This is a genomic window from Nocardia cerradoensis NBRC 101014 (assembly GCF_000308535.1).
GTDB classification, from domain to species: domain Bacteria; phylum Actinomycetota; class Actinomycetes; order Mycobacteriales; family Mycobacteriaceae; genus Nocardia; species Nocardia cerradoensis.
On sequence record NZ_BAFW01000143.1, the window covers coordinates 1 to 25,533 of the forward strand.

The following is a 25,533-nucleotide window of genomic DNA, read 5'->3' on the forward strand; positions in this document are numbered from 1 at the left end:
ATCCGGCGACGAGGACCGCAGTCCGTCCAACGCCTGCGACAGCGTATCGAGCGTCGAGCCGGTGCCGTCCGGGGCCATTGCGTCGTTGAGCGCCTGGGAGATTCGGACCAGTTGCGCACCCGCTTGCACCGCTTCGCTGCCCCGGCCGGATACGGCACGTTCGACCGTGGTGAGGATGCCGATCGTCGAGTCCCCTCCCGAACGCCCGGCGGCAGCGGCTATCCGGCTCAGCGCGGTGAGTGAGGTCTGCAGCCGCACGGTGTCCAGGCTCCGGTCTTCGGCGATGTGCGCACCCGCGGCCAGCGGTGCGCCCGGGCCGTTGTCGACCAGTTCGAGAGCCGGCACCGCGAACACATTGCTCGGGACGACCCGAGCCGTCACCGTCGACGGGATCCCGCGCACCCGGTCCGGAAACACATCGATGCGGACGTGGTTGGGCCCTCGGTCCGCCGGCGGTCCGACACCGGCGACCTGACCGACGAGCAGGCCCCGGTACTTCACATCCGATGTGGCCGGCAGACCGTCGCCCACATTCGTCAGTTCGGCGGTGACTTCTATCGTCTCGCGGAACGCTCCCCGGGACCTGGCGATCATCAAACCCGCCACCACCGCGAGGACGACGACGACCGCGAGTCCGCGCAATAGCAGCTGCCAGTTCGGAACGACTCGGCCATCGGATTCGAACGCGATCGACATCTGTTGCTACCCACTGATTCTCGCGCCGGCATCCAAGCCCCACAGCGTCATCGTCATCAAGAGATTCACAAAGATCATCACGGTGATGCTGGCGCGCATCGCGCGTCCGGCAGCAACACCGACCCCCTGCGGGCCGCCGGAAGCGTAGAAGCCGAAGTAGCACTGGATCGTGCTGGTGAGGATGACGAAGACGACCGCCTTCGACAAGGAGTAGACGATGTCGGTGCCGCTGAGCACGATCCGGAAATAGTGCTGGTAAGTGCCCGGCGAGGTGCCGCCCGAAAGCCCGACGACGATTTCCACCGCCAGATAACTGAATGCCAGGCACGCCAGGTAGAGCGGAATCATCGCCACTATCGACGCCAGCATCCGGGTGGTGACCAGATACGGGATGGGACGGATCGCGATCGCATCGAGGGCGTCGATCTCCTCGGCGATGCGCATCGATCCCAGTTGCGCGGTGAAACGGCACCCGGCCTGTGCGGCAAAGGCGATCGAGGCCATGATCGGCGCCAATTCCCGGGTCACGGCGGTCGAGGCGATCATGCCGGTCGCCGGTGCCATACCCAGCAATTTCAGTGCGCTGTAGCCCTCGATACCGACGATCGCTCCGGCCGCCGCACCGAGCACGGTAATCACCTGCCCGGTGCCACCCCCGACGACGACGGAACCGTTCCCCCAGGTGACATCGGACAGTAACTTCAGGAATTCGCCTCGATAATGCCGCAGCACGACCGGGATTCCGCCCAGCATCCGCAGAAAGAAGCTCGCCATGTGCCCGAGCCGCATCAGCGGAGTCGAGATCGCCGCACCGGCCATCAGCACCGGACGGATTCCGGCCGGGTAGTACCGCGAGGCCATCACGCCCTCCTCCGCGGAAGGGCGGCACGGACCGAGTGCCCCGAGATGGCCTTCGCTGACATAGATCTCAGGGTGACCAGCACCCCATCCGCGGTCAATACCCAGACGGGGAAGTGAAAGTACACGGAATTCGGCCCGCGCTCGGCAGTCTCTCAGGTTGAGCTGTTGACCAGCACAGAAGGCGCGGAAAATCCTTCGCGGATTCTCACCACGAGAATTCCACCGAACCGGCAACCGAACATACGAACCAAGGAAAGACGATCCTCCGCGCCGTAGGCTCGGCGCGAGCGACGATTTCCTTCACACCCCCTGCGGAACGCGGTGCTGCACAGCACATTCATCATCGTGAGAATTCCGTCCCGGATATATCTACACCGAGCGGCAGGTCATCGCCAATTCGTGCGAAAGCCGGCACCCGCCCACAGCGGCGGGACCATCGCAACTTTCGCCGGCCCCGTTGACGGACCGGATCGGCGCGTTTCAGCCTTATTCGACAATCGAAACGAGCAACGTCTGTTCTCCGCCGACGCGACGCCGCGCACCGCGCTGACAACTCGATGACCTGTCTCGCAAACCCGACCAGCAACCCGGTTACGGTCTGCCGACCACAGCCGGCCCATTCTCGAAGGAACCCTGAATGACTGTCGTGCACAGCGTCCGAGGCGTCACCTCTGCACTCAAACCCGTCACCTCCGCGCTCCATATGAACGTCGCCGGTGCGTTGCTCAACCGCCGACGCGGCTACCGAGCGTGGACGGGCGCGACCAACACCGACTACGACCCCCTGGATCCGGCGACCGCGGCCGACCCGTTCGAGGCCTACCGGACTCTGCACGACACCGGCAGAGTCCATTACAACCCGAAGCGTGCCACGTGGATTCTCAGCAAGCTCGACGATATTCGCACGGCACTCCGCAGCACCGACCAGATGACCAGCACCCACGGTGTGACGAGAATCAGAATGGCCGGCGACGTCGTCGTCCTGACCGATGGCGAGCGGCATACCCAGTTGCGTCGACAGGTTCAGCCCGGATTCACGAAGAAGGCGCTGGAAAGCTGGCGGCAGATCAGTGATTCGATTGCCGAAGAACTCGTCACCGCGATGCTCCGTGAACCGGAATGCGATGTCGTACAACGCCTTGCCGTCCCCATGCCGCTGCGCTTGATAGCGGGAATTCTCGGAGTACCGGACACCGATATCGAGAATTTCCGGAACTGGTCCGAGAACGCGGTCAAGATCATAGACTTCTCTCCCACACCGGCCGGATTGGCCGGTGTGGGACGGTCCGTCCGCGCGGTTCTCGCACTTCGGCGCTACTTTCGTGCCCAGTTGAGTTCCGGCAATCTCAAAGGTTCCGACACGATCCTCGGCCGCCTGCTCGAATCCGATCCCGAAACGAGCCTCACCGACGAGAACCTCTTCTACATCGCCATGCTGCTGCTCATCGCCGGCAACGAGACGACCACGAATCTGCTCGGCGGCATGTTCGACACACTCGCACGCCACCCCGACCAGTACGACCTCATCCGATCCGATCCCACGATGATCCCCATGGCGATCGAAGAACAGTTGCGCATCTCGAGCCCAATCCAGAATCTCTACCGCTACACCCGAGCCGACTTCGAGCTCGGCGCGGTGACCATTCCGAGCGGATCACGTGTGCTGTTGTCCTTCGGCGCGGCCAATCGGGACCCGGCCGTATTCATCGACCCGGACCACTATCGCGCCGAGCGCAACCCTCGAATGCATATGGCGTTCGGTCACGGCTCCCATATGTGCCTCGGCGCGCCACTGGCTCGCATGGAGGCACAGGCGGTGCTCCAGCAACTGGTCAACCGCGTCGACCGGATCGTCGCGACCGAACCGACGACGTGGTCGACGAACAGTTCACTGCGGGGACCGACCCGGCTTCCGATTCGCCTCATTCCCTCCGATGCCTGAAACTCGGCCAGGCTCGGTCGATTCGCGACGGCAGGCCATGCTGTCCTGATCGGCGCGATCGCGCTTCACGGGCGCGTCCGACTCCGGGAACACCGGCCCGCGCTGAGACGAAGGTTGCGACGCCGAATCGACGGCGCTCAGCCGACGCAGCGCTGCGATGGACCCGCCATCGATCGCAAATGCCCAGAACGAGCCACGGCCTCGACACACGATTCCACACCGCCAGACCACCTCGCCGAAACGTCAACAGACGCATGGACCATGCACCACCACAGGTCCCTCCCCTGGCACCGCAATAACACGCGCGTTCCCGGCCAGCGACCAACTGGCACCGAAGGCTGGGTTCCCCTCCTCTCGGCTATCTTGTTCGTCGGTATTCGTCAATCCGACCGAGTGCGACGACATGACAGCCCGAAGCCCGCGATCACCCACCGTGCCGGGTTCGCCCTGGCCCCTGGTCGTCGAATGGCTCAGTTCATCGGGAGAAGAACCACGTGGCAGCCCGGCACTGCACAGCCCAGGCAACGATCCGGTCCGCACGAGCCGTGGGCGGGAGGATACTCTCCCAGGGCACAGCAGATTTGATTCGCGTTCCGGGGGGTACAGGTGAAGACGTTCGTCAAGCTGTGGGCATTCGTGACAGCGGCGTTGCTGCTTATCGTCGCGGGCCTGGTGTGGATGATCTGGGCTTTGGGGGATCTCCTGCCTCCGTCATGGTCATGGGTGCGATGGCTTGCCCCGCTGGGGCTTTTTCCTCTGCTGTTCGTCGCGAGTACGGGCTGGGCATGGCGATCGGCACGGGACGGCGCCGCGATCCGGCCCGACGGCAACGTATACGGAGAACTCATCGTCGGTGGTGTCGCGACGGGAGCTTTCGGAGTGCTGGCATCGGGGGTGGCGGCACTGTTCAGTGGCCTCGAGTATCTGTCGAAACGGCGCCTGAGCAACGCTGGAGGTCCGTTGTGCGGCTCGGACACGATGATCGCCGGCGATCGGTGTGTACAGATTCCAGGAGGCCGGGTTCACCAGTACGGAGAGTTGGCCGGCCAGTACTGGTCAGCGTCTTGGCAGGCGCACCTGGCCGGGAACTACTTCTGGGTGAGCGTGGCGGTTGCCGTTGTGAGCCTGGCGTTACTGGTGGTCACTTTTTTCAAACTGTGAAAGCGGTGGCGACCGGACGCAGGCACGCACGGCAAACCTCACCGCCTGAGGCCGCGCGAGCGGGTTCGGCTGGATGCCGCCCCGTTGGGAGATGTTGTAGCCGTTGTTCCTGGCCCATCGCGCCAAATGAAAGCAAATACGAATCAGCGGCAGACAAAAGCACACCTCGCTCGAGCCAGGCGATTTCAGGTCCGTTCCCCCGCTACCGATTCGCTGCACGAAACGAGGCCGCCCGCAGGTCGATGACCGGCCGATGCTGAAGGCGGAAGCCTCCTGGCCGAGGCATCCTCGGCGCGAACCTGCGCCTAGCTTCAGTCTCGAAGAGCCTCGTGGCTATGCCTCGTCGAGCTGGAGGACCATGCTGCGGATAGTCGCGTAGCGGCTGAGATGTTCCCGCACATCGGCGGCGCACTGCCGCCCGAGCTCGGACTCGAACGCCGCGACGGCGGTGGCCATGTCATCCCAATCCAGCATTCCCACGAGGTAGTACGGCTCGCCGACTACGGGCTTCGCGTCGCGGCTGACGGTGTAGCGACGCAGGCCCGGCAGCTTGTTGGCGAGCGGGATGTGTACATCCCAGTAGTGGTGTTCGAATGCCTCGATGTCGGAGGGAGTTTCGTACATGACCAGGAATCGGGCCGCAGGCTTGGGCGGCGTCGGTGCGCTCATCGGTCGGTCTCCTCGGGTGCTGGTGGTCCGGCCGCCATCTTCGACCGGATCCATAGTTCCGACGAACGACACACCACCAGATCGACAGCTCGGCATCGAATTGTGAAACCCGTTCCCACAGGGTGCGAGCGGTTCCAGCCTCGCCCTTGCGAACCGAGCCGACCAGCGCACGATTAGGGCTCGCTCTTGACGGAAACCTGCCGGGCTGGACACGAACCTTTGCGCGACCTTACCGCTACTGGCTCGGTTGGTTGCTTGGATGGTGAATGAGCCGGCCGGATGCGGTCGGCACCAATCGTGGAGAGAGCTGTCGGAGCGCGGACACGGAAGGCCCGGTGGTGTCGATGGCTGAATATCTGCAGGGCGAGTACGGCAACCGGTTGGCGGGGTCGCTGACGTCGGTGACCGCACACGTACCGGTCTACAGCACGATGCAGGTATGGATCGGGACAGGTGTGCTGCTGGGAATCGTGGTGGCGATACTCTCCCTCATCGGCTGGGCGATCCAGCGGGGTCGAGGGACGACGCGGCACGAGAGACCCCGCGCGCATCGACCTGTGACCACAGGGCCGCACCAGTATGGTCGGCCGGGGAAGACACCCACAGCGATTCGGGCTGATGGGCATCGAAACACCCACCAGCCCAACGCTTTCGCTACCGGGCGATCTGCTGGACGATCTTCACACCGACGAGGATGACGGCGACGAGCAGGTAACCACAGGGCGACCATACCCCGCAGTGATGGGAACGCGGGGCGCGTAAGGCTCTCCGGAGCCAGGGTGCGCCACGTATCGCGGTCCTGGCCGCGGATCTGCTGGCGTCCGGCGCGGCTGAGTTTCGTGTCGTCAAGTTCTTCGACCTGGTCGGGGTCCAAACCGCCGAGCTCGGCGGCAGTGCATTCGATGGCGGCCCGGTCGGCGACGAAGACGTCGCCGTAAGCGGTCAGCCCGCCCATAGGGTCGGACGCGGTATGGCCAGACGCTCTCAGCGAGCCCTGCTCGCCGCGACCGCACGCTGCTCGGCACTGCGCAGCGTGAGCCGGAACGCGATGCCGAAAGCGATCGCGAAGCCACGGTCGAGGAGACCACCGAGGGGCGAGCGGTTTCCGAACCGGGTGCTCCAGGTGACCTTGGTGCCGTCGGGGACCTCGATGAAGTCGACCTGGCCGTACTCGTGATCGGCCCTCGGGCGGGCGTTGATGATCTTGTACTCCATGCGGTGAGGCCGGTCGAAACCGGTGACCTCCTCCCGCAATCGCAGTAGGCCGCAGTCGAGTTCGCGGATCGCGCCCAGGCCGTTCTTCTCCGCGCTTCCCTGCTTGATCAGCGTGCAGGAGCGGACTCCGAAGACTTCGGAGAGCTTCTCGTGGTCGGTGAATGCCTCGAACACGTCGTCGATGGGGGCGGGGATGATCTGGGTCACGGTGAGGGTCCGCATGATTGAGGGGCCTTTCGGGTTTGTTAGGCACGCGGTGAGCGAAGGCTCTGCGCGCCATTGTTGAGCAGGTATCGGATGACGTTGATCGCGGCGTGCCGGTCGGCTGCGGGTTCCTTGCCTGCGGCCATCCGCCACATCTGCACACGGTCGACCATGACGTTGCCGGTGATGGCACCACTGTGCGACCAGCGACGGTAGAGGTTCTTGATTCGGTTACCGGTGGGGCAGGATGAAGCCGTTGGGCAGCTCGAAAGGCCGCTCCGACACAGCCGTTCGGGCACTCAACGCAAGATCAGGCACGTGGTCGTGCCATGGGCCACCAATCGGCCCATCTCGTCGCGGATCTCGCCCTCGGCGGTAGCAGTCCGCCCACCGACATGCAGCGTACGGCCGGTGGCGACAAGCTTGGCCCTCTCGGCCGACACCGCCCGCGTGAGGTTGATCTTCATCTCGAGCGTGGTGTAGCCGATACCGGGTTCCAGCGTGGAGTGCACCGCGCATCCCATCACCGAGTCCAGCAGGGTCGCGTAGATGCCGCCGTGGACCTGACCGGAGACGTTGACGAATTCGGGGCGCGTCGTCAGCGAGAACGTGACCGTGCCTTCCTCCACGGTGTCGAATTGCATGCCGAGCAACCGCCCGATCCCCTTCGGGTGGCAGTGAGCAGCGTCTCGAGCCCGCTCAGCGGCAGGGCGGGAGTAGGCATAAAGAAACCTCCAGTAGACTGTGCGGTCTACATATGTAATCTCAAGTAGATCGCTCGGTCTACCCATGGAGGCTGGGAGTACGTGAGAGATATGCCACAGGGACCGAGGGAGCGGCTCATCGTCGCCGCGATCGGACTCGTCAGGGAACACGGCGTGGAAGGCACCGCCCTGTCCGACCTCCTCGAGCGCAGCAACAGTGCCCGGCGTTCGATCTACCAGCACTTTCCCGGGGGGAAGAACGAGCTGATCGATGCCTCCACCCGCGTGGCCGGAAAGTGGATGAAAGCGTGGATCCGCGAAGTCGGCGCGACCATGGACTCGTCCGCGCTGGTGCGTGAGACGATCCGTCAGATGACGGCCAACCTGATCGAGTCCGACTACCGGAGCGGCTGCCCGATCGCTGCCGCTGCGGCGGCCTCCGCCGAGACTCCAGAAATCCGCGCGGCGGCCAGTGCTGCCTTCGCCGACTGGGCCGAAGGGATGGAGATCCTGCTCGTTCGCGAGGGTCGCACGGCAGAAGAAGCACACTCGCTGGCGGGGTTTCTGCTCAGTGCGATCGAGGGCGCACTGCTACGAGCTCGTGCCGCGCGGTCAACCGAACCGATGGAACAGGTAACTGCACAACTCCGGCGACTGCTCACACCGGTATCAGAGGACTGAACCTCCGCGAGCAAGCCCGTGCCATGACAGCCCGACATCGTCGTCGCCGATCGATCGCTGTAGGGCTGGTCGAGGGCACGCCTTACGAGGTTGAAGCGGTCGGTCGGTTGGCGGATCGGCCAAGGCCGATCAGGGTGCGCAGCTCGGCGGTGACAAGGTCGGGCTGCTCGAGCGGCCCACTGTGGCCGCCCGGAATCTCCACCAGGCCAGCGTTATTCGACAGATACCGCGCCAGACGCTGCGAGGCGAAGAAGCCCACCAGCTGGTCGTCGGTACTGCCGATCACCAGCGTGGGCACCGTCAGACCGGACCGGTCGAAATGCTCGTCCGACAAGGCCAGCTGCATGTACATGAACTGTCCGCGGCTCGCAGGCGGCGTTGTCAGCAACTGCTCCTGGATCAGCGCTCGGGCGGCTGGGCGAGCCCCCGAACCGATAGCGAAAGGTGACATCAGCGCCGCCCGCCCGGGCAACCGGGGGTGTACGGGAATCCCGCCGAACACACGGGCGGCCCACTCAACGACACGGTCGAGCGGTGCAGACAGTCGTTCAGGTAGGACACGACCCGCCAAGATGGCGGCCGCCCCGGTCCGGAAGTCGCCGGGGCTGCTGTTGATCAACGCGATCGCATCCGCGAAGCGTCCGACATCGCCGGGATTGCGGTGAGCCCACGCCTGAATCGCGATTCCCCCCATGGAATGACCTGCGATGAGTGCACGCTCGCCTGGGCGGATGGCCGCGCGCAGCACTGCGGCGAGGTCCTCGCTCAACCTTTCCGCGGTGAACCCGCCGCGGGCCGGCAGCCCGCTGCGGCCGTGCCCGCGGTGGTCGAACGCGATCACCCGGCAGTCGTTGGCGAGTGCGTCGATCTGGTTGGCCCAGAAGTCGATCCGGCACAGGTAGCCGTGCGCCAGCACAACCGGGTAGCCGTCCTCGGGACCGAAGACCTCGGTATGGATCGGGGTGCCGTCGTCCGACCGGACCCGTAACTCCCGCCCGGCGGAAAATCCGTCGTAGAACCGGAACTCCTCCGAATCCCGGCAGACGCGCGAGCTGTCTTCCGCTGAGAGTCATCCACTGGCGTGGCACCGCTCAGCCTCCGATCCGGGTACGCGGAGATATGACCGGCGACCGGGTTGATTGCGGGAATTCCGGTGCCGCCGCGGCTATTTCCGCCCCTGCGGAGGTGATGCCGGTCAGATCATCGGGCCGGGCTGCCGGCAGCGACCGTGCATCGTTGATCGAGGCATCGCCGACGGTCTCGGCCATACCGGTAGCCCGCGATGCCTGTCCCCAGCTCACCGCGCGTCGGGCGATACGGGCATCGATATTCAAGCCGAAAACCTGGGCGCGCAGCCAGACTGAATGTCGTTCTCGAACGACCATTCTGGCAAGCGGACGGCCCGGTCGTGGGCGACTATGAAGCCGCGCAGATAGTCCTCGGTCAGCGGGAACCGGTGGTAGGGCGGGTCGCCCTCTCGGCCAGCGAGTGCGCTGCTGCCTCGAAAGCCCCGGCGCCGCAGTTCTTCCGCGGTCCCCGCAGTGGCGACACCGCCACCGATCAGCAGCCCGTCGACGTGCTGTCCGTCCTCGGGTTTGCTGGTCACAGTTCAGTCCTCGTAGGGGATGAAGTCGGATCTACGGGCGCCGCGGACCGGGCAGAGCCAGTCCTCGGGAATGTCTTCGAAGGCGGTGCCAGGGGCGCCGACGCCGTCGGGGTCACCCTCGGCGGGGTCGGAGCTCGTGCCGCCGGCGACGGCGACCAGGCAGAACATCAGGCCGACCTGACCCTGATGCGAGTTCAGTTACGGATGCCGCGCACGCCAGGCACTACCGATCTTGACGACCACCCCACGGATGTGAGCGATCCGGTCCGCGCCACCCGTGGCCGGCGTGCGCTCACCGGGAAATCTGGTCGCGATTCTCATAAATCCTCCTCCAGGCCGATCGACCATCAAGTGTCGCTTCTCTCCTGCACTGAGTTCTTGGCCGTTTCGAGTAGAGATCGGCCGCACTTCATACTCTGAGAGCGAACTGCGATTGGCATGTAAGGTTCGTGGTTCCTGACGGAGTCGCTGAACCGGCCAAGTCACGCAGGAGACTCGGCGCAGGAATCCCCACACGGCGATTGCCCTACGCTGTAGACGACCCACGCGGCTCGACGCGAGATTCCGAGCTGCGCTCAGTGCGAATCAGGCTTGCTGCTGCCGGATCCCGCCAGATGTCGGGAGGGACCACCGCCCGAGCGCGGCCGTGGCGGTCGAGAATATGACCCAGCAGTTTCTCGTGCCGCAGGGTGACTGTGCGTTGGGTGACTGTGAGTTCGGGATGCAGTGTGGCGATCTGGTTTTCGAAGCGAGCGATCTCGGCGACCGAGTGCAGTCCTGCCTGCAACACCAGATTGTGCGTGCCGCTGACGGCGGCGCAGTTGCGTGTCTGTGGAAGTCGAATGAGTCCGTAGCCGATCTCGGGCAGTGCCGCGGTCGGCGCGGTCGCCCAGAAGGTCACCGCGACCGGCCAGCCGCCGAGCGGGCGTGCGAAATCGCAGCGGAAGCTGAGCAGCCCGAGACGGGTGAGCTCGCCGATGCGGCGTTTGGCGGTGGAGGCGCTGATGCCTACGGCCGCGGCCAGGGCGCTGTGCGGGGCGCGGCCGTCGCGGGCCAGTTCTCCTATGAGAGCCCAGTCCAGCGGCGTGACAGAGCGGCTGCGGTCGGCTCCGGCCGTGATGGGCGGAGTTCGTAGTTTGTCACGCTGGTCGGGGGTGAGGGCGTCGATGCGCCAGCTGCCGCCCTCGGCAAACCAGTGGGTCACGATGCGAGTGCGCACGGCCGTGATGTGAGGGACGCCCGGCAGCACGTCGAGGGTGTAGCGCGACATCTGCCCGAAATCCTCGGTGGCGATGGTGGCGAGAATGCGGTTGCTGCCGCCCGCGCGTTCCAGGGTGAGCATGTGCGGATGCGCGGCAAGTGCGGTCACTACAGCATCGGTTTGTCCTGCGGTGCAATCGATGTCGATGAAGGCGGCACACAGCAGATCGAACACCGCCGGGCCGGGTGAGACGCTGATCCAGGCCTCGCCGCGGTCACTGAGCCGTTGCCAGCGGCGGGCCACGGTCACTGGGTCTACGCCGAGTACCCGCCCCAGGTCGGTCCACGACGCGCGGGGGCGCAGTTGCAGAGCATGGATGAGCGCCAGCTCCTCCTCGGTCAGCAGCCTGACGTCATCCTGCACGGTCCGGCACTCTCTGCTCGTATCCTGCGATTCATCTGTGCTCGATGCCCAGTCTCACACAATCGCAGGGTCGGACCGAGCAGAGATGGAACTGGAGAGTGCGCATGGCATTCGGTGACTTTCAAAACGAGATCTACTTCAACGGGTTGCGCGGGGTGGTGCCGGCCTACCCCGTGAGCTTCGCGGAGCTCGCCGAGCGGGCGCAGGCGGCGCTGCCACCGTCGGTGTGGTCATATGTGGCGGGCGGAGCGGGTGACGAGCGCACCCAGCGGGCCAACGTGGCCGCCTTCGACCGGTGGGGTGTCATTCCACGCATGTTCGTGGGCGCCAAGGAGCGCGATCTGTCGGTCGAAATGTTCGGAAGCACTTGGCCCGCACCGATTTTCATGGCCCCCATCGGTGTGATCGGGCTGTGCGCGCAAGACGGCCACGGTGATCTGGCGACCGCGAAGGCCGCGGCACGCACCGGCGTCCCGATGGTGGCGTCGACCCTGATGGTCGATCCGATGGAGGATGTCGCGGCCGAACTCGGCGACACCCCGGGCTTCTTCCAGCTCTACACCCCCACCGACCGTGACCTTGCGGCCAGCCTCGTGGAGCGCGCCGAGCGGGCCGGCTACCAGGGCATCGTGGTCACCCTCGACACCTGGGTCACCGGCTGGCGGCCGCGTGACCTGTCGACCGGCAACTTCCCGCAGCTACGCGGGCACTGCCTGGCCAACTACTTCACCGACCCGGTGTTCCGGGCGAGCCTGGCGCAGTCGCCGGAGCAGGATCCGCAGTCGGCCATCCTGCGCTGGATCCAGGTCTTCGGCAATCCGCTGACCTGGGCGGATCTGCCGTGGCTGCGGTCGCTGACAACGCTGCCGCTGATCGTGAAGGGCATCTGCCACCCCGACGATGCCCGCCGGGTCAAGGACCTGGGCATCGACGGCATCTACTGCTCCGATCACGGTGGCCGCCAAGCCAATGGCGGGCTTCCCGCGTTGGAAATGCTGGCCGAGGTGGTGTCCGCAGGCGACGGGCTGCCGGTGCTGTTCGACTCCGGCGTGCGCTCCGGCGCGGACATCATCAAGGCGCTGGCGCTGGGCGCGTCCGCAGTCGGGATCGGCCGTCCCTATGCCTACGGGCTGGCGCTGGGCGGCGCGGATGGCATCGTGCACGTGCTTCGCACCCTGCTGGCCGAGACGGACCTGATCATGGCGGTCGACGGGTATCCGACGCTGAAGGATCTGACACCAGAGGCGCTGCGGCCGGTGTCGGTCTAGCGTCCTGGACAGGCGATCGGCCCCGCGCCACTGCTCTCCCGCCCCGACCGGAACGCCGGACGCGCTAGCGACTTCGGCCTCGCGGGGCTATGACCTGGACGCGGGTTTTGCGGTGGCCGTTGTTGTGAGTGTGCGGAAAGCGAGGATGACCCGGATGGCGGCGGCGGCTTCGTGGAGTGCGTCTCGGGCGGGCTGGAGCGTGCTGGTGGCACCGATCATTCCGTGGGCCATGCTGCTGTGGCGGCGCAGTACGACCGGGACTCCCACGGTGGCGAGTTTGTGTGCGTAGGCTTCGCCCTCGTCGCGAAGGATGTCGAAGCCCGCGGTTGCGATGTAGGCGGGCGGCAGGCCGCGGAGATCATCGGAAAGTAGTGGTGACACCCGTGGATCGTGTTGTTGTGCCGGGTCGGTGAGGTATTGCTCACGGAACCATTTCAGGTGCGCGTTGGTGAGGAACGGTCCCGAGCTGAAGAGCTGGTGGGATGGGCGCTCGGTGGAGAGGTCTGTGACCGGCATGAGCAGCAGTTGGAACGCGGGGATCGGGACCGGATTCGTGCGGGCGGCGAATGCGGACTGCTGTGTGACGACGGCGGCGAGGTTGCCGCCCGCGCTTTCGCCGCCCACACCGATCGCCTCCGGTTCGATGCCGTACCGGTTGGGGTGGGCTGCTACGTGGTTGAATGCGGCGATCGCGTCCTGCAGGCCTGCCGGGAAGGGATGCTCGGGGGCCAGTCGATAATCGATGGAGATCACTGTCAATGCCGCATGGTGGGCAAGGAAGCGGGCCACCGCGTCGGCGGCATCGAGATCGCCGAGTGTCCAGCCGCCGCCGTGGTAATACACCAATGCCGCAGTGGGGCCCTCGATTTCGGTGGGCCGATACAGCCGGGCCGGAATTTCGCCGGCAGGGCCGGGGATGGTGATGTCGCGGATGTTCTCCAGCGGAAGGGGGTCGCCGTGGATTCGTGCCGCGGTGGCCAATTGTGACCGAAGCCGGCGAATCGGGGTGCTGTCGAAGTTGCCGCCGGAGCTCAGCAGCCGCGCGCCGAGTTGGATGTCGAGGTCGAGCTGTTGGCCGTCGATGCAGACCGGCTTGCCTGCGATGAGGCGTTTCAGGCTGGGTGGCAGCAGGGTGATCCAACGCACGGCTGATCGTGCGGCACGTTCGGCGCGGGGTTGTGGACGCTTCGGCATTCTCTTCTCTCGTCATCGAAACAAGTGGTCGGGCCCGCTGTCCCGGGGGCGGCTTGTGCGACAACGTCGCTACGCCGCTGGGGCGAGGGCCACGGGCTTTGACACGGCATGGGGCCATCGGGCGCGACCGGAGCGATAGAGCAGCACGTTGGCCGTGCCGGCGATCGCGGTTACCGCGATGATGACCAGCACAGATACGAAGAAGCCGGGCGTGCTGTCGAAGGAGGCCACCAGTGCGCGCTGGGTGTAGGTCATCGGGGCGATCGAATGCAGCCACCGTAGTGGCGCAGGCAGCGTCTGTACCATCCAGATCCCGCCGTAGGAGAAGACCTGAAGCATCAGCGCGGCTAGGGATCCCAAGGCGCCCGCGGCGTAGCCGAGGGTGGTGAACAGCAGCGAGGTGAGCGCGGTGTTCATGATGGTCGCGACCGAGATCGCGATGATCAGATGCGCCATCGACGACACGGTCGGGCTCGGTGACAGCACATGCCATACGACGACGCCGAGCAGCCCGACCACGGCAAGGCTGCAGGCCCCTGCGGCCACGGTGCGGCGTACGGCGACTCCCAACGGCGGCAGCGGCTCGTCCGCGGCGACGAAACGGTGGGCACGCAGGCACATGAGCACCACGATCGGGACCAGGGCCGTGATCAGTATCAGCAGCATCGGTGCTGCGCCGGGGCCCCCGAATTGCGCGGGCGCGAGATTGTGTGCCCGACTGTTCACCGGGGTCGACAGTAGGTGGGCGAGATTGTCTCGGTGGTTCGCGTCGCTCAGGTCCGGTACCTGCTGGGCGCCGACGGCCAGACCGTCGGCGAGCTGTCCGGAACCGCTGTCGGCGGCGTGGACGCCCTGCTGCAGCCGCGAAGCGCCGTCGGCGAGCTGTCCGGTTCCGGTGTCGAGGTCTCGCAGACCAGCGGCCAGTTTCGCAGCGCCCGCGTCTACCTGGCCGCCCCCGATGACGAGTTGGTCCACGCCGCTGCGATACGCCGCGTGCGGATCGGTGAGTTGATCAGCGACTTGATGGCTGCCCGCCTGCAGTTGTCGCAGTCCGTCGAGGAGTTGAACGATGTGGTCGAGGGTGCCGGGAGGCAGCTGGCCGGCGAGGTCGCCGAGCGTTTTGCCGAGTTGGGCGGCGTCCACCGCGCCGAGGAGTTGATCGATCCCGGACGCGACTTTCTGCGCACCGTCACCGAGTTGACCTGTGCCGGTTTGCAACCCGGTCAGACCGGTGGCGAGTGCTGTGGTCCCTGCCGACAGCTGGGCGCCCCCGGCGGCGGCGGCCGATACGCCAGGAGCAAGTTGTTCCCGGATACCCGACACGAGTGTGTCTGTGCCGGTGGCTAATTCAGTGAGGCCGTTGTGCAGCTGATCGGAGCCTTGTGCGGCCGAACGGATACCGCCGCCGAGCCCGTCGAGCCCGCTCAGCAGGGTTCCGACGGTTTTCGACGAGACTCCCTCGAGCACAGCGGCATCGATGACCGACATGGCTCGCGCTCCGATGTTGGATGCCATGAGTGTGGTGCAGTCGTTGTAGACGACCGAGATCAGCGCGGGTGCCATGGATGTGGTGCCGAGGGTGGCGAGGGTGCGGCTGAAGTCCGCGGGGATTTCTATGACGAAGTAGTAGCGGCCGGAGGCAAGTCCCGTCATGGCGGCGTCGTGGTCGACGGTGTGGAAGTCGAGGGCACGCGAGGACAGCAGGCTGGTGGTCACGTCGTTGCCCACGGTGAGGGTCGTCGAGCCCTGCTGTGCGGGCTGATCGAGATTGACCAGCGCCACCGGTAACCGGTCCAGCGAACGGGTGGGATCCCACCCCGCCCACATGTAGAGCGCGAGCGATACCACCGGCACGGTGACCACCACCGCCAAAAACAGCCTCGCGGCACGGGTGCGGTGCCACCGGGAAACCGATGCGCTTCGCGCCGGTTTCGGTCGGGGACCGCGCAAGAAACGAGCGCAAGAGTCGATCGTTCGGTGTATTCGAGCGGGCATGATCGGGACGCTTTCGGATCGGGCATCGCCGTGCCCCCGGGCACGTCGTCGCGTGAGTGGCTAACCACGCGGCGGGAGTGTGACTCACACGACACAAATGGCTACTGGAGTGGCAAGCTACCGCAGAGTGCTCAACTGATCAAACCAGTTGACCTGTAGTCAGTTGATGTCTAGATTCGATGCTGTGGATATCGCACCTATCAGCCGCATGGCAGTCCCGGATGCCGCATACGTTCGGATCGTCGAGGAGATATTGAGCGGCCGGGTCCCCGCCGGCGAGGCGCTGCCCTCCGAACGGGAACTGGCCTTGGCGTTCCAGGTGAACCGGCACGCGATCCGCGAAGCGCTCAAACGGGTCCAACAGGCCGGTCTGATTCGGATTTCGCACGGCGGCAAGACCCGTGTGCTGAATTGGCGTGAGAACGCCCGCCTGGAGATCTTGAGCGACATCGTGGCTGCCGGTGTGGTGCCGCCGCTCGAGATCGTGCGTGACGTCGCCGTGATGCGCCGCTCGATCGGTGCCGACGCAGCGCGGTTGTGCGCGGCGAACGCATCCGATGAACAGCTCGAACGGATCAACGCCATAGCGCATGCGTTCCCCGACCAGGACGCCGCGGTCGAGGAGTACGGTGACGCGGACCTCGCTTTCTGGACCGCGGTGATCGACGGCTCAGGCAACCTCGCCTACCGACTGGCGCTCAATACATTGGTCGCCACCTTCAACGACCTGGGATTGCCGATCGTCGCGGAGTGGATCGGCGGTGAGTACACCGACCGTGCCGGCCGAATCGCCCTCGCGGACCTGATCGCGGCGAGAGACGGCGCAGAGGCCTATCGTCACGCCGAGCAGTTGCTCACCCACTTCGTCGCCAGGGTGGACCAGACAGCGCCGGAGAGCTGATCGATCATGTTCGACCTCATCCTGCACGCAGTCCCCGTCTTCGTGCTCTGCGTCGTGCTGGAAGCGCTATCGTTCCGATTCCTTGCCGACGACGACGAACTCGGATACGAAGCGCGTGACACGCGAACCAGTCTGACCATGGGAATCGGCAACGCGGTCATCAATATCGCCTGGAAACTGGTGGTGGTCGCGGTCTATGCGGGCCTGTATCTGCTTGCGCCGCTACACCTTTCCGCGCACAATCCGCTGACCTGGATTGGTCTGTTCTTCGCCGATGAACTGGCCTACTACTGGTACCACCGCACGCATCACACCATCCGAATGCTGTGGGCCAGTCACGTCGTACATCACTCCAGCAGGCGCTACAACCTGTCGACGGCGTTGCGGCAAACGTGGACGCCGTTCTCGGCCCTGCCCTACTGGGCGCCGCTGGCGCTCATGGGATTTCCGCCCTGGATGATTTTGCTGCAGCAAGCGATCAGCCTGCTGTATCAGTTCTTCGTCCATACCGAGCGAGTCGGCACCCTGTGGCGTCCGGTGGAGTTCATCATGAACACCCCGTCGCACCACCGGGTGCACCACGGTTCCAACGCGCAATACCTGGACAAGAACTACGGCGGCATCCTCATCGTCTGGGATCGAATGTTCGGCACGTTCGAACCCGAACGTGAGCGCGTCGTGTACGGCCTGACGAAAAACATCGACACCTTCAACCCGTTACGTGTGGCCACACACGAATACGGCGCGATTGCTCGCGATCTCCGTGGCGCACGCAGCTGGGGAGCCGCATTCGGCTACCTGTTCCGCGGGCCAGGGTGGAGCCCCGAGCAATAGCGCATCATCGCACCATCTTTCGATCGGTGCTCGCCGTTGCGGCGAGCACCGATCGTCGTTTCCGGGTTCAGCCGTCGTAGGACACGTGTGGTGTCCAGTCCTGATCCGTGCGCGTCACCGCCCGCCACATCGCCTCCGCGATCGGCGGGGGCGAGAAGGGCCCGGTCGGGGTGAGTACGCCGTTGATCTGCACGGCGACCGCGCGGACACCAGCGGGTGCAAGCCTCGCATCGAGGCTGGTCACCAGATTGCGCAGGCCGGCCTTCTGAACCCCCAGGGAGGCCGCGCCGTGCCAAGGCCGGTCCGCCGCGGCGCTGCCGGTAACCAAGACTCGCGACCCCGGGTGCAGGAACGGCCGCGCTGCCTGCACGGCAGGCAGCAGCGACGCGACGCCCAGGGTGAGATCTTCGAGCAGTTCGGCGACCGTCAGCTCCAGCGGGTCCCGTTCGCGCCACACGCTCGGATTGAAGTGCAGCACATCGATTCGACCGTGCCGCTCGCCCATCGTTGTCACGATCCGGGCCACATCCGCCGGATCCAGTAGATCGATCGCCGAGCCCAGAGCCTGATAGCCCTCGTCGACGAGCGTCGCAGCCAGATTCGCCGCCTGCTGTTCCTGCTCGGTGGTCAGGACAGCGCGATAGCCTTCGCGCGCGAATCGGCGCGCAACCCCGAGGCTCAGGCCGGGGCCCGCGCCGATAGCAAGGTGTACAGGAGTAGTCACCGAGCTAGCCTAGCCGTGGTTAACAGATCACACCTGTACTGGTTACACCAGTTGCTTATAATCGGCGAATGAATACAGCCCCCCATCGCCCCTATCAGGATCGGCTTGTTCGCGCCTATCTGGCCATCGCCGCATGCGCTTTCCTTCTCATCGGGCTCAACGGGCTGTTCGCGCCCGTCCGCGCGGCGGCCGGAATCGGCTTCGAGATCCTGACGAGCGCCGGCCTCAACGAAATGCGCGCCAACTACGGCGGATTGCAGTTGGCGCTTGCAGGCCTGCTGGCCGGCGGGGCCGTGCGGGCCGCTGTGGCAAAACCCGCACTCGTGCTCACCGTCGCTGTCTGCGGTGGATTGGTGTTCGGCCGCCTCGTCGGATTCGCGATCGACGGGCCCCCTCGAGCGGGCATCCTGCCGTGGTTTGTACTGGAAGTCGTGGCAGTCGTAGTCGGCGGAACACTGCTGCTCAGGGACCGTGAGCACCGAACAGAGGTCACCGACCCACAGCAGTGAGAAGCCGATCTCGCCGGATCGTCGCGCACAGCCGGACCCGCCGCCGCAGCTATGGGCCGGTCGCCGAGATCCGTTCCGCGCACGGCCGCAGCCGGAACCGGCGGTGCTGGAAGTCCCAGAACCGGTAGATCGGCCACTGCACGGTGTGGGAAACGCAGGCGGCCAGAATGATCAGCCGATGCTGCGGGCGCACCTGGAAGCCGTGGTGTTCGATGGTGCGCAAGCCGAGGTGATGGAACTGCCACTGCCGGCGGGGGCTGGTGCGCCGGCGCCTGGCCGAGGTCCGCGCTCGCATCGCAGTGACCTGGTCGATTCGCAGACCCCGCAACGTCAGACACAACGCCAGATCCAGGTCCTCGGCCACATCCGCGCGCGTCTGCACCACCGCGCGCACCTGCTCCCACGCATCCCGGCGCAGCGCCATGTTCGGTCCGTACATGTTCCCCACCGGCCCACCGAGCTTCCCCGCCCGCAGCAGCAACTGCTGGCCGAACCGCAGGAAAAACCCGACCGGCGAATCGTGATACGTGCACAACCCGGTCACCGCGGCGGTGTCGGGGTGGGTGCTGAGGTAGTCGCGGATGGTGGCGGCCCAGTCGTCGTCGACGAGGGTGTCGGCATCGGTGCGGGCGATGAATTCGCCACGCGCCTTGTCGAATCCGGCATTGCGCGCCGCGGGGATGCCGCGCACCAGCTCATGAACCAGCTGCACCTTCGGATGCGAGCCGGCGAATTCGTAGACAACGGCTGCGGTGTCGTCGACACTGCCGTTGTCGACCACGATCACCTCGTCGACCGCATCCTGGGCGACCAGCCGAGACAGGGTTCGCTCGATGACGCGAGCTTCGTTGAGAGCAGGAACTACCACCGACAAGATCATCAAACATCTCCTGCGACAAGGGAATGGATGAACCGATCAAGAGGGAGAGCGCTAGCTTCGGGCAACCATAAACCACAACCATGTGCAGCACTTGACTTTCCGAAACACCGACGCCCCGCACGATCGCACGGCGACCCCAACCCGTCCTGCCGAGGACTCGACGGCACGGAGTACTCACAGCGCGGGCACCGTTTTCCCCATCCCATCCCCAGGGGCTACGGCCGATCGCACCAACAGTGCTGCGGCAGAAGCGAGTTCGCCGGGAGAAGTTCGTGGCCCACGGCGCCTATGAATCGGCGCCATGTCGGCTCATCGGGGTACCGGCGATCAGCCGGTGGGCGTGCCGATCTGGCGGCGTTCGAGCGTGCCACGCAATTCCGCGACGGCGCGGACGCTGTCAGCGGAACTCTCGACGATGTCGCCGATCAACTCGGCGAGTCCAGCAGTGACCGTCTGCTGCACCGCATTCGACAGTCCCACGAGTATCGGGTCGGGAGGCGCGGAGGGGACCTGCTTCTCCTCAAAAATGGTCGCGAGATGAGCGTGAAGATCCTGTGCGCCAACTGCAACTCGCGCTGGATAGAGCCGATCGAGAAGGCAGCCGCACCCATCCTGGAGTCGACCATGCGCGGTGAGAGGTTCCCACCGGCACGAGACCTGTTCCGGCAGGCCCACTGGTCGACGGTCGTCGGACGCCCACGGCGCCGACCCACCCGAACCCGCGGCCGCGGATTGACGACGTGGGCAACACAGTCGACAACAAATGCTTAGATGCGCATATTTCTGTAGCGCAAGATTGATACCAGCCAAGATGGGCAAAGCGGCGAATCGACCGCGACGGACGGTTCAGCTGTCGGCGCGAAACGTCTCGAAAATAGCAATGGACGTGGGCAAACGGCGTCTGCACCAGGACGTCGCAGGTCCACAAACAGCAACCGGCAACACTCGTCAACAACAACGAACCCGCAGGTCGCGCCGCTTCGCCGGACAAAACCGACCGGTCATAAGTAGCATCGGCCTATGCGGTCGATCTGGAAAGGTTCCATCGCGTTCGGGCTGGTGAATGTCCCGGTGAAGGTTTATACCGCCACCGAGGACCATGACATCAGGTTCCATCAGGTCCACGCCAAGGATGGTGGACGTATCAAGTACGACCGGGTCTGCACGGTGTGCGGGCAGTCGGTGGCGTTCGCGGATATCGACAAGGCGTACGAGTCACCCGAGGGCGACAAGGTGATTCTCACCGACGAGGACTTCGCGAAGCTGCCGGTGGCCGAGAAGCACGAGATTCCGGTGTTGCAGTTCGTGCCCTCGGAGCAGATCGACCCCATCCTGTTCGACCGCAGCTACTACCTCGAGCCCGATTCCACGACGCCCAAGGCCTACGTGCTGCTGGCGAAGACGCTGGATCAGGTCGATCGGGTGGCGCTGGTGCATTTCACGCTGCGGCAGAAGACGCGGCTGGCGGCGCTGCGGGTGCGGGACGGGGTGCTGGTGTTGCAGACGCTGTTGTGGCCGGACGAGGTGCGCGCGGCCGAATTCGAATCGCTCGATGATGCCGCCGCACCGCGATCGCAGGAGGTCGCGATGGCGCAGACTCTGGTCGACAGCATGTCGGAGGATTTCGATCCCGATCAATACACCGACGAATATCAGATCGAGCTGAAGAAGCTGCTCGACGAGGCCATCGAATCCGGATCCGACCGCGTCACCCGCCACGAGGAGGCCGAACCGGCGCAGATGGATGCCGAGGTGGTCGATCTGGTGGCGGCGTTGCAGCGCAGCCTCGAAGCCACCGGCCGCGGTGGGGAATCGGGCAAGTCCGGCCGGGGCCGCGCCTCGAAATCCGCCGCCAAGTCGACCGCGAAGGCGACCACCAAGCGGGCCGCGTCGAAATCCACCGGTACCAAATCGGCGAGCAAGTCGACTGCGAAGAAGGCGGCACCCAAGGCCGCCAAACAGACCCGCAAGGGAGCCTAGGCACCGATTCCGGCGGCGTCGCGGAATCAGGCAATCGTGAGATATCCGACTGTTCGGCGCGCCCATTACGCGCGGGTCGGCCATACTTTGGCGGGGCCTGGCGGTTACCGTACGGTGCAATCACAGTTCGACCCGGTCGGGGCCCGGATCGTCCCCGTACCACCAGCTTCCGGAGGAACCACATATGACCAACCCGTCGGACCCGAACGGCCCGTACGGCCGGCCGGGGCAACCGGGCTACGGGTATCAGCCCGCCGGCCCGCAGCCGGGCTACGGCGCACCCCCGCCGGGTTACGGCGCGCCGCCGCCCGGATATGCCGCTCCCCCACCGGGTTACGGTACACCGGCTCCGGGATACGGTGCGGCACAACCGAATTACGGTGCTCCGGGAGCGGGCTACCCACCGGCCGGGCCGGGGTACGGCTATCAGCAACCGGGATTCGGGCCGCCCGCACCCTACGCGCACTGGTTCGCGCGCGTCGGCGGGTATCTCATCGATGCGCTGATCGTCGGTGTGCCGCTGGCCATCCTGTACGGACTCGCGTTCGGGCTCGGTAGCAAGGACGTGGACTGCTCGTTCGACGACGACACCTACGGCTCCTCATACTCCTACTCCACCAGTACGTGCACGAGCGGTGGCCTGACCGCCGTCGGCATCATCCTGGTGCTCCTGGCCATAGTGGTGGGGCTGGGTCTCGGACTGTGGCTCATCTACCAGGAAGGCACCACCGGTCAGACGCCCGGTAAGAAGGTCGTCGGCATCCGCGTGATCAAGGAAGCCGACGGTCAGGTGCTGGGCTTCGGTATGGCCTTCGTGCGCAAGCTCTGCCACATTCTCGACAACGCTCTGTGCGGCCTCGGCTATCTGTGGCCGCTGTGGGACGAGAAGAACCAGACCTTCGCCGACAAGATCGTCGGCACCATCGTGGTGCAGGCTCAGAAGTAGCGTCGCTGACCAGCACTGTCACGGCCCCGCGGTTCCCTCCAGGACGCGGGGCCGTTTCGTGTGGCGAGCGCCGATGCCGGACGGCCTCACACGCCCTTGGGCGCGTGAGCGGACATGAAGCCGAACAGATAGCCCGCTACTCGCCGCATCTGAATCTCCTCCGCTCCCTCGGTGATTCGGTAGCGGCGGTGGTGGCGGTAGATGTGTTCGAACGGCTGGTGGCGCGAATAGCCGAGGCCGCCGTACACCTGCATGGCGCGATCGGCCGCCTCGCAACACAATCGGTTGGCCCAGTAGTTGCACATCGACACCTGCTCGGAGGCGGCGAAGGTGCCGTGGCGATCCATGGTCCACGCGGTTTTGTGGATCAGCGTGCGCAGCATCTCGCATTGGGTGTGCAATTCGACCAGCGGGAATTGGATCGCCTGATTGTCGGCGAGCGGTTTACCGAAGGGCTTGCGCTCCTTGGCATATGCCACGGCCCGGTCGATGCAGTATTGCGCGGCTCCGAGACTCGACGCCGCCTGGCGAATCCGGTTCTCGTTGAAGAAATGCTGGACCACCGCCAGCCCGCGGCCCTCGGGACCGAAGACGGCGTCGGCGCCGACGCGCACGTCGCGCAGGGTGACGCGCCCGTGGTCGGTGGGCATGTTGAAGGTCCACAGATATTCCTCGACCGTGAATCCACGGGTCTCGGGCGGCACCAGGAATGCGGTGATGCCCCTGCCGTCCCCCGCGTCGCCGGCGGTGCGCGCGAAGATCAGATCGGCGTCGGCGGTGTGAATGCCGGTATTCCAGGTCTTCTCGCCGTTGATCACCCAGCCGTCGCCGTCGCGCACCGCGCGAGTGTCCATATGGGTGGCGTCGGAACCGTGTTCGGGCTCGGTGATGCCGAAGGCGAAGAATTTCGTGCCCGCCGCCAGGCCCTCCACCCATTCCGCTTGCTGTTGGGGGGAACCGTATTCCAGCATCAGCAGCAGGCCCACATTGTTGGCGACCACGGCGTGTTCGTTCTGCAGATCGCAGTGCAGGCCCAGACCGCGGCGGGCGAGGTGTTCGCGAATGACGGCCATATCGAGATTGGTGCCGCCGCGGCCGCCGAATGCGGGCGGGAACGCGTAGCGGTAGTGCCCGGCGGCGTCGGCGCGGCGGCGGGTCTCGGCGAGCAGATCCTCCCAGTCGGTGCTCGGCAGCCCGCCGCGGTCCCAGTCGGTGCGGGCGTCTTCACGGCGGTGGTCGAAGAAGCGGATGTTGTCGTTCTCGCGTTCGAGCGGCACGATCTCGCGGTCGATGAAGGCATCCAGTTCGGCCAGATAGTCGCTGAGCTCCCGGGGAATGTCGAAATCCACTGCTGCTCCTACCGTTTCGGCCGGTCCGGCGATTCGGCCCTCACGATATCGCGCAGCATGCCTTCTCGGAGCGGGACGGACCCGGACATCGGTGACCGAGCGCGAAACAGCGGGAAAAACGACGGCGGCCGACCTGACATGCAGGTCGGCCGCCGTCGGTGCGAACGATCAGTGCGCGTTCGCGGTGCAACTGGTCAGGGCTATGGTCGCCGGGCGCGGGCTCGCACTCCCCAAGTCGGGGAACGGCGGTGCGCTCGGCCCGAGGAAATCCCTCGCCTGCTTCTCGGCCTCGATCTGGGTCGGACCCCAGCCCACCGCGATCCGGCCGTCCGCTCCCTGGGCGACAGCACCGCAGCCGTTGCTGAAATCCAAGATGACGCGGCAGTCACCGCGACCGCAATGCGCTCGGGCCGCGGCATCCGCGCTGGGCGCGTCGGCGAAGTTGGTGGCCGCGGCCACCACGCCGCTGCTGTCGGAGTAGGCGATCGCACCGTGCAGATCACCGTCGGCCTGAGCCGAACCGGCGGCACCGGCCACCGCGAAACCCGCACCGGCCACCGCCGCGACGGCCGCCGAGCGGACACGCCGGGAAAACATCTGGGACATCCGTGAATCCACCCCGTTCAAGTCTGCGTACTGGACGCAGGCGATCCTGCTCCACAGCGGCCTCGGATGTCCACTTCGCCCCCTACCCGGTGGCGAGAATCAGACCGTGAAGCCCAGGGCGCGCAGCTGCTCGCGGCCGTCGTCGGTGATCTTGTCCGGACCCCACGGCGGCATCCAGACCCAGTTGATCTTCAGATCCTCCACCAACCCGCTGCGCACCAGCGCGTTTCGCGACTGGTCCTCGATCACGTCGGTGAGCGGGCAGGCCGCGGAGGTGAGGGTCATGTCGAGGACGGCCACCTCCTCCTCGAGCCGCATCCCGTAGACCAGCCCCAGGTCCACGACATTGATGCCGAGTTCGGGGTCGACGACGTCACGCATCGCCTCCTCCATGTCCTCGAGCAACGCGACCTGCTCCTGGGAGAGTTCGGCGTCGGTGTTCGGCTGTTCGGTTGCCGGCGTCTCAGTCATGAGCTTCCCCATTTCCGGCGGACCCGTTGCCCATGGTCCGCTTGGTCTCTTCGGCCGAGGTGATCCGCACCACGGCATCCTTGAACGCCATCCAGCCCAGCAGGGCACATTTCACCCGGGCCGGGTACTTCGACACACCGGCCAGCGCGATGCCGTCGCCGATCACGTCCTCGTCACCCTCGACCGTGCCGCGGCTGGAGATCATCTCGCTGTAGGAGTCGACCACCTTCAGCGCCTGCTGCACGGGCTGGCCGATGACCTGATCGGTGAGGATCGAGGTGGCGGCCTGGCTGATCGAGCAGCCCTGCCCGTCGTAGGACACGTCGGCGACATCGCCGTTGTCGTCGATGTGTACCCGCAGGGTCACCTCGTCACCGCAGGTCGGGTTGACGTGATGCACCTCCGCACCGAACGGCTCCCGCAGTCCGCGGTGGTGCGGATGCTTGTAGTGGTCCAGGATCACTTCCTGGTACATCTGTTCCATTCGCATTGCGAAATCTCACGCCCCGTTCA

General features: G+C 65.6%; 30 protein-coding genes. 9 read left to right on the forward strand and 21 right to left on the reverse strand.

The features are described 5' to 3' along the window. Together ON23_RS14825 and ON23_RS14830 are read right to left on the reverse strand one after the other, a co-directional pair. Positions 1 to 696, reverse strand: a 696-nt coding sequence (locus tag ON23_RS14825; RefSeq protein WP_039778857.1) for an MlaD family protein, incomplete at its 3' end; no start/stop codon positions are given. A 6-nt stretch (positions 697 to 702) separates the two neighbouring features. Continuing rightward, entirely contained in the window at positions 703 to 1,557 is an 855-nt protein-coding gene (locus ON23_RS14830; RefSeq protein WP_039778859.1) for an ABC transporter permease, read from the reverse strand. 637 nt (positions 1,558 to 2,194) lie between these two features. On the opposite strand from ON23_RS14830, the gene ON23_RS14835 reads away from it, so the two are divergent. Both ON23_RS14835 and ON23_RS14840 read left to right on the forward strand, forming a co-directional pair. Continuing rightward, entirely contained in the window at positions 2,195 to 3,499 is a 1,305-nt protein-coding gene (locus tag ON23_RS14835; protein ID WP_039778860.1) for a cytochrome P450, read from the forward strand. Between the two features lie 606 nt (positions 3,500 to 4,105). Further along, a complete protein-coding gene (locus ON23_RS14840; RefSeq protein ID WP_039778861.1) occupies positions 4,106 to 4,660 on the forward strand; it encodes a hypothetical protein in 555 nt (184 codons plus the stop codon). 333 nt (positions 4,661 to 4,993) lie between these two features. On the opposite strand, the gene ON23_RS14845 is transcribed toward ON23_RS14840, so the two are convergent. The 4 genes from ON23_RS14845 to ON23_RS14855 all read right to left on the reverse strand — a co-directional run bounded on the left by ON23_RS14845 (position 4,994) and on the right by ON23_RS14855 (position 7,410). Then, the gene (locus ON23_RS14845; protein ID WP_039778893.1) at positions 4,994 to 5,329 is read right to left on the reverse strand and encodes an EthD family reductase; all 336 of its coding nucleotides are present in this window, start codon (positions 5,327 to 5,329) and stop codon (positions 4,994 to 4,996) included. A 984-nt stretch (positions 5,330 to 6,313) separates the two neighbouring features. Next, positions 6,314 to 6,766 (reverse strand): SRPBCC family protein, encoded by a 453-nt coding sequence (locus ON23_RS14850; RefSeq protein WP_039778862.1) that lies wholly within the window; start codon positions 6,764 to 6,766, stop codon positions 6,314 to 6,316. A gap of 23 nt (positions 6,767 to 6,789) precedes the next feature. After that, a complete protein-coding gene (locus ON23_RS37915; protein WP_157170224.1) occupies positions 6,790 to 7,047 on the reverse strand; it encodes a hypothetical protein in 258 nt (85 codons plus the stop codon). Beyond that, positions 7,048 to 7,410 carry a PaaI family thioesterase gene (locus ON23_RS14855; protein WP_245555959.1) on the reverse strand — a complete coding sequence of 121 codons (363 nt, stop codon included), beginning with the start codon at positions 7,408 to 7,410 and terminating at the stop codon, positions 7,048 to 7,050. It lies immediately after the preceding gene. A gap of 153 nt (positions 7,411 to 7,563) precedes the next feature. Between ON23_RS14855 and ON23_RS14860 the strand changes: the two genes are divergently transcribed. Then, positions 7,564 to 8,133: a TetR/AcrR family transcriptional regulator gene (locus tag ON23_RS14860; protein WP_051042702.1), complete on the forward strand. Its 570-nt coding sequence runs from the start codon at positions 7,564 to 7,566 to the stop codon at positions 8,131 to 8,133. Positions 8,134 to 8,215: 82 nt separating this feature from the next. Here ON23_RS14860 and ON23_RS14865 read toward each other — a convergent pair whose 3' ends face one another. The 6 genes from ON23_RS14865 to ON23_RS14875 all read right to left on the reverse strand — a co-directional run bounded on the left by ON23_RS14865 (position 8,216) and on the right by ON23_RS14875 (position 11,363). Beyond that, positions 8,216 to 9,049 (reverse strand): alpha/beta fold hydrolase, encoded by an 834-nt coding sequence (locus tag ON23_RS14865; RefSeq protein WP_245555953.1) that lies wholly within the window; start codon positions 9,047 to 9,049, stop codon positions 8,216 to 8,218. A gap of 175 nt (positions 9,050 to 9,224) precedes the next feature. After that, positions 9,225 to 9,401 (reverse strand): hypothetical protein, encoded by a 177-nt coding sequence (locus ON23_RS37920; RefSeq protein WP_157170225.1) that lies wholly within the window; start codon positions 9,399 to 9,401, stop codon positions 9,225 to 9,227. A 62-nt stretch (positions 9,402 to 9,463) separates the two neighbouring features. Beyond that, the gene (locus ON23_RS14870; RefSeq protein ID WP_039778865.1) at positions 9,464 to 9,739 is read right to left on the reverse strand and encodes a hypothetical protein; all 276 of its coding nucleotides are present in this window, start codon (positions 9,737 to 9,739) and stop codon (positions 9,464 to 9,466) included. Positions 9,740 to 9,742: 3 nt separating this feature from the next. Next, entirely contained in the window at positions 9,743 to 9,907 is a 165-nt protein-coding gene (locus ON23_RS36505; protein WP_063821270.1) for a rubredoxin, read from the reverse strand. A 30-nt stretch (positions 9,908 to 9,937) separates the two neighbouring features. Beyond that, the gene (locus ON23_RS39580) at positions 9,938 to 10,060 is read right to left on the reverse strand and encodes a hypothetical protein (RefSeq protein WP_262985064.1); all 123 of its coding nucleotides are present in this window, start codon (positions 10,058 to 10,060) and stop codon (positions 9,938 to 9,940) included. Between the two features lie 205 nt (positions 10,061 to 10,265). Continuing rightward, positions 10,266 to 11,363, reverse strand: a complete 1,098-nt coding sequence (locus ON23_RS14875) for an Lrp/AsnC family transcriptional regulator (protein WP_063821271.1) — start codon at positions 11,361 to 11,363, stop codon at positions 10,266 to 10,268. Positions 11,364 to 11,467: 104 nt separating this feature from the next. On the opposite strand from ON23_RS14875, the gene ON23_RS14880 reads away from it, so the two are divergent. Beyond that, entirely contained in the window at positions 11,468 to 12,631 is a 1,164-nt protein-coding gene (locus tag ON23_RS14880; RefSeq protein ID WP_039778866.1) for a lactate 2-monooxygenase, read from the forward strand. A gap of 87 nt (positions 12,632 to 12,718) precedes the next feature. On the opposite strand, the gene ON23_RS14885 is transcribed toward ON23_RS14880, so the two are convergent. Beyond that, on the reverse strand, positions 12,719 to 13,777 hold the full coding sequence (locus ON23_RS14885; protein ID WP_245555954.1) for an alpha/beta hydrolase: 1,059 nt from the start codon (positions 13,775 to 13,777) through the stop codon (positions 12,719 to 12,721). Between the two features lie 117 nt (positions 13,778 to 13,894). Next, complete coding sequence (locus ON23_RS14890; protein ID WP_083903970.1) at positions 13,895 to 15,820, reverse strand: YhgE/Pip family protein; 1,926 nt, start codon at positions 15,818 to 15,820, stop codon at positions 13,895 to 13,897. 148 nt (positions 15,821 to 15,968) lie between these two features. Between ON23_RS14890 and ON23_RS14895 the strand changes: the two genes are divergently transcribed. Further along, positions 15,969 to 16,721 (forward strand): FadR/GntR family transcriptional regulator, encoded by a 753-nt coding sequence (locus ON23_RS14895; RefSeq protein WP_245555956.1) that lies wholly within the window; start codon positions 15,969 to 15,971, stop codon positions 16,719 to 16,721. A 6-nt stretch (positions 16,722 to 16,727) separates the two neighbouring features. Continuing rightward, entirely contained in the window at positions 16,728 to 17,555 is an 828-nt protein-coding gene (locus tag ON23_RS14900; RefSeq protein ID WP_039778868.1) for a sterol desaturase family protein, read from the forward strand. Between the two features lie 67 nt (positions 17,556 to 17,622). Here ON23_RS14900 and ON23_RS14905 read toward each other — a convergent pair whose 3' ends face one another. Then, a complete protein-coding gene (locus ON23_RS14905) occupies positions 17,623 to 18,279 on the reverse strand; it encodes an SDR family oxidoreductase (RefSeq protein ID WP_039778869.1) in 657 nt (218 codons plus the stop codon). 68 nt (positions 18,280 to 18,347) lie between these two features. On the opposite strand from ON23_RS14905, the gene ON23_RS35960 reads away from it, so the two are divergent. Beyond that, positions 18,348 to 18,788 (forward strand): DUF4345 family protein, encoded by a 441-nt coding sequence (locus ON23_RS35960; protein WP_051042706.1) that lies wholly within the window; start codon positions 18,348 to 18,350, stop codon positions 18,786 to 18,788. Between the two features lie 49 nt (positions 18,789 to 18,837). Here ON23_RS35960 and ON23_RS14915 read toward each other — a convergent pair whose 3' ends face one another. Together ON23_RS14915 and ON23_RS37925 are read right to left on the reverse strand one after the other, a co-directional pair. Then, positions 18,838 to 19,656, reverse strand: a complete 819-nt coding sequence (locus ON23_RS14915; RefSeq protein ID WP_245555957.1) for a glycosyltransferase family 2 protein — start codon at positions 19,654 to 19,656, stop codon at positions 18,838 to 18,840. Between the two features lie 339 nt (positions 19,657 to 19,995). Further along, the gene (locus tag ON23_RS37925; protein ID WP_157170226.1) at positions 19,996 to 20,148 is read right to left on the reverse strand and encodes a hypothetical protein; all 153 of its coding nucleotides are present in this window, start codon (positions 20,146 to 20,148) and stop codon (positions 19,996 to 19,998) included. A 540-nt stretch (positions 20,149 to 20,688) separates the two neighbouring features. On the opposite strand from ON23_RS37925, the gene ku reads away from it, so the two are divergent. Together ku and ON23_RS14925 are read left to right on the forward strand one after the other, a co-directional pair. Next, positions 20,689 to 21,648, forward strand: a complete 960-nt coding sequence (ku, locus tag ON23_RS14920; protein ID WP_039778873.1) for a non-homologous end joining protein Ku — start codon at positions 20,689 to 20,691, stop codon at positions 21,646 to 21,648. Between the two features lie 184 nt (positions 21,649 to 21,832). After that, the gene (locus tag ON23_RS14925) at positions 21,833 to 22,594 is read left to right on the forward strand and encodes an RDD family protein (protein WP_039778874.1); all 762 of its coding nucleotides are present in this window, start codon (positions 21,833 to 21,835) and stop codon (positions 22,592 to 22,594) included. An 86-nt stretch (positions 22,595 to 22,680) separates the two neighbouring features. Here ON23_RS14925 and ON23_RS14930 read toward each other — a convergent pair whose 3' ends face one another. The 4 genes from ON23_RS14930 to sufU form a co-directional block, all read right to left on the reverse strand. Continuing rightward, positions 22,681 to 23,943 (reverse strand): acyl-CoA dehydrogenase family protein, encoded by a 1,263-nt coding sequence (locus ON23_RS14930; protein ID WP_039778875.1) that lies wholly within the window; start codon positions 23,941 to 23,943, stop codon positions 22,681 to 22,683. A gap of 168 nt (positions 23,944 to 24,111) precedes the next feature. Continuing rightward, on the reverse strand, positions 24,112 to 24,540 hold the full coding sequence (locus ON23_RS14935) for a DUF4189 domain-containing protein (protein ID WP_062997564.1): 429 nt from the start codon (positions 24,538 to 24,540) through the stop codon (positions 24,112 to 24,114). Between the two features lie 108 nt (positions 24,541 to 24,648). Continuing rightward, positions 24,649 to 25,020: a metal-sulfur cluster assembly factor gene (locus ON23_RS14940; protein WP_039778877.1), complete on the reverse strand. Its 372-nt coding sequence runs from the start codon at positions 25,018 to 25,020 to the stop codon at positions 24,649 to 24,651. Then, positions 25,013 to 25,510 (reverse strand): Fe-S cluster assembly sulfur transfer protein SufU, encoded by a 498-nt coding sequence (gene sufU, locus ON23_RS14945; protein WP_036502476.1) that lies wholly within the window; start codon positions 25,508 to 25,510, stop codon positions 25,013 to 25,015. The genes ON23_RS14940 and sufU overlap by 8 nt, the downstream gene beginning before the upstream one ends. Between the last annotated feature and the right edge of the window lie 23 nt (positions 25,511 to 25,533).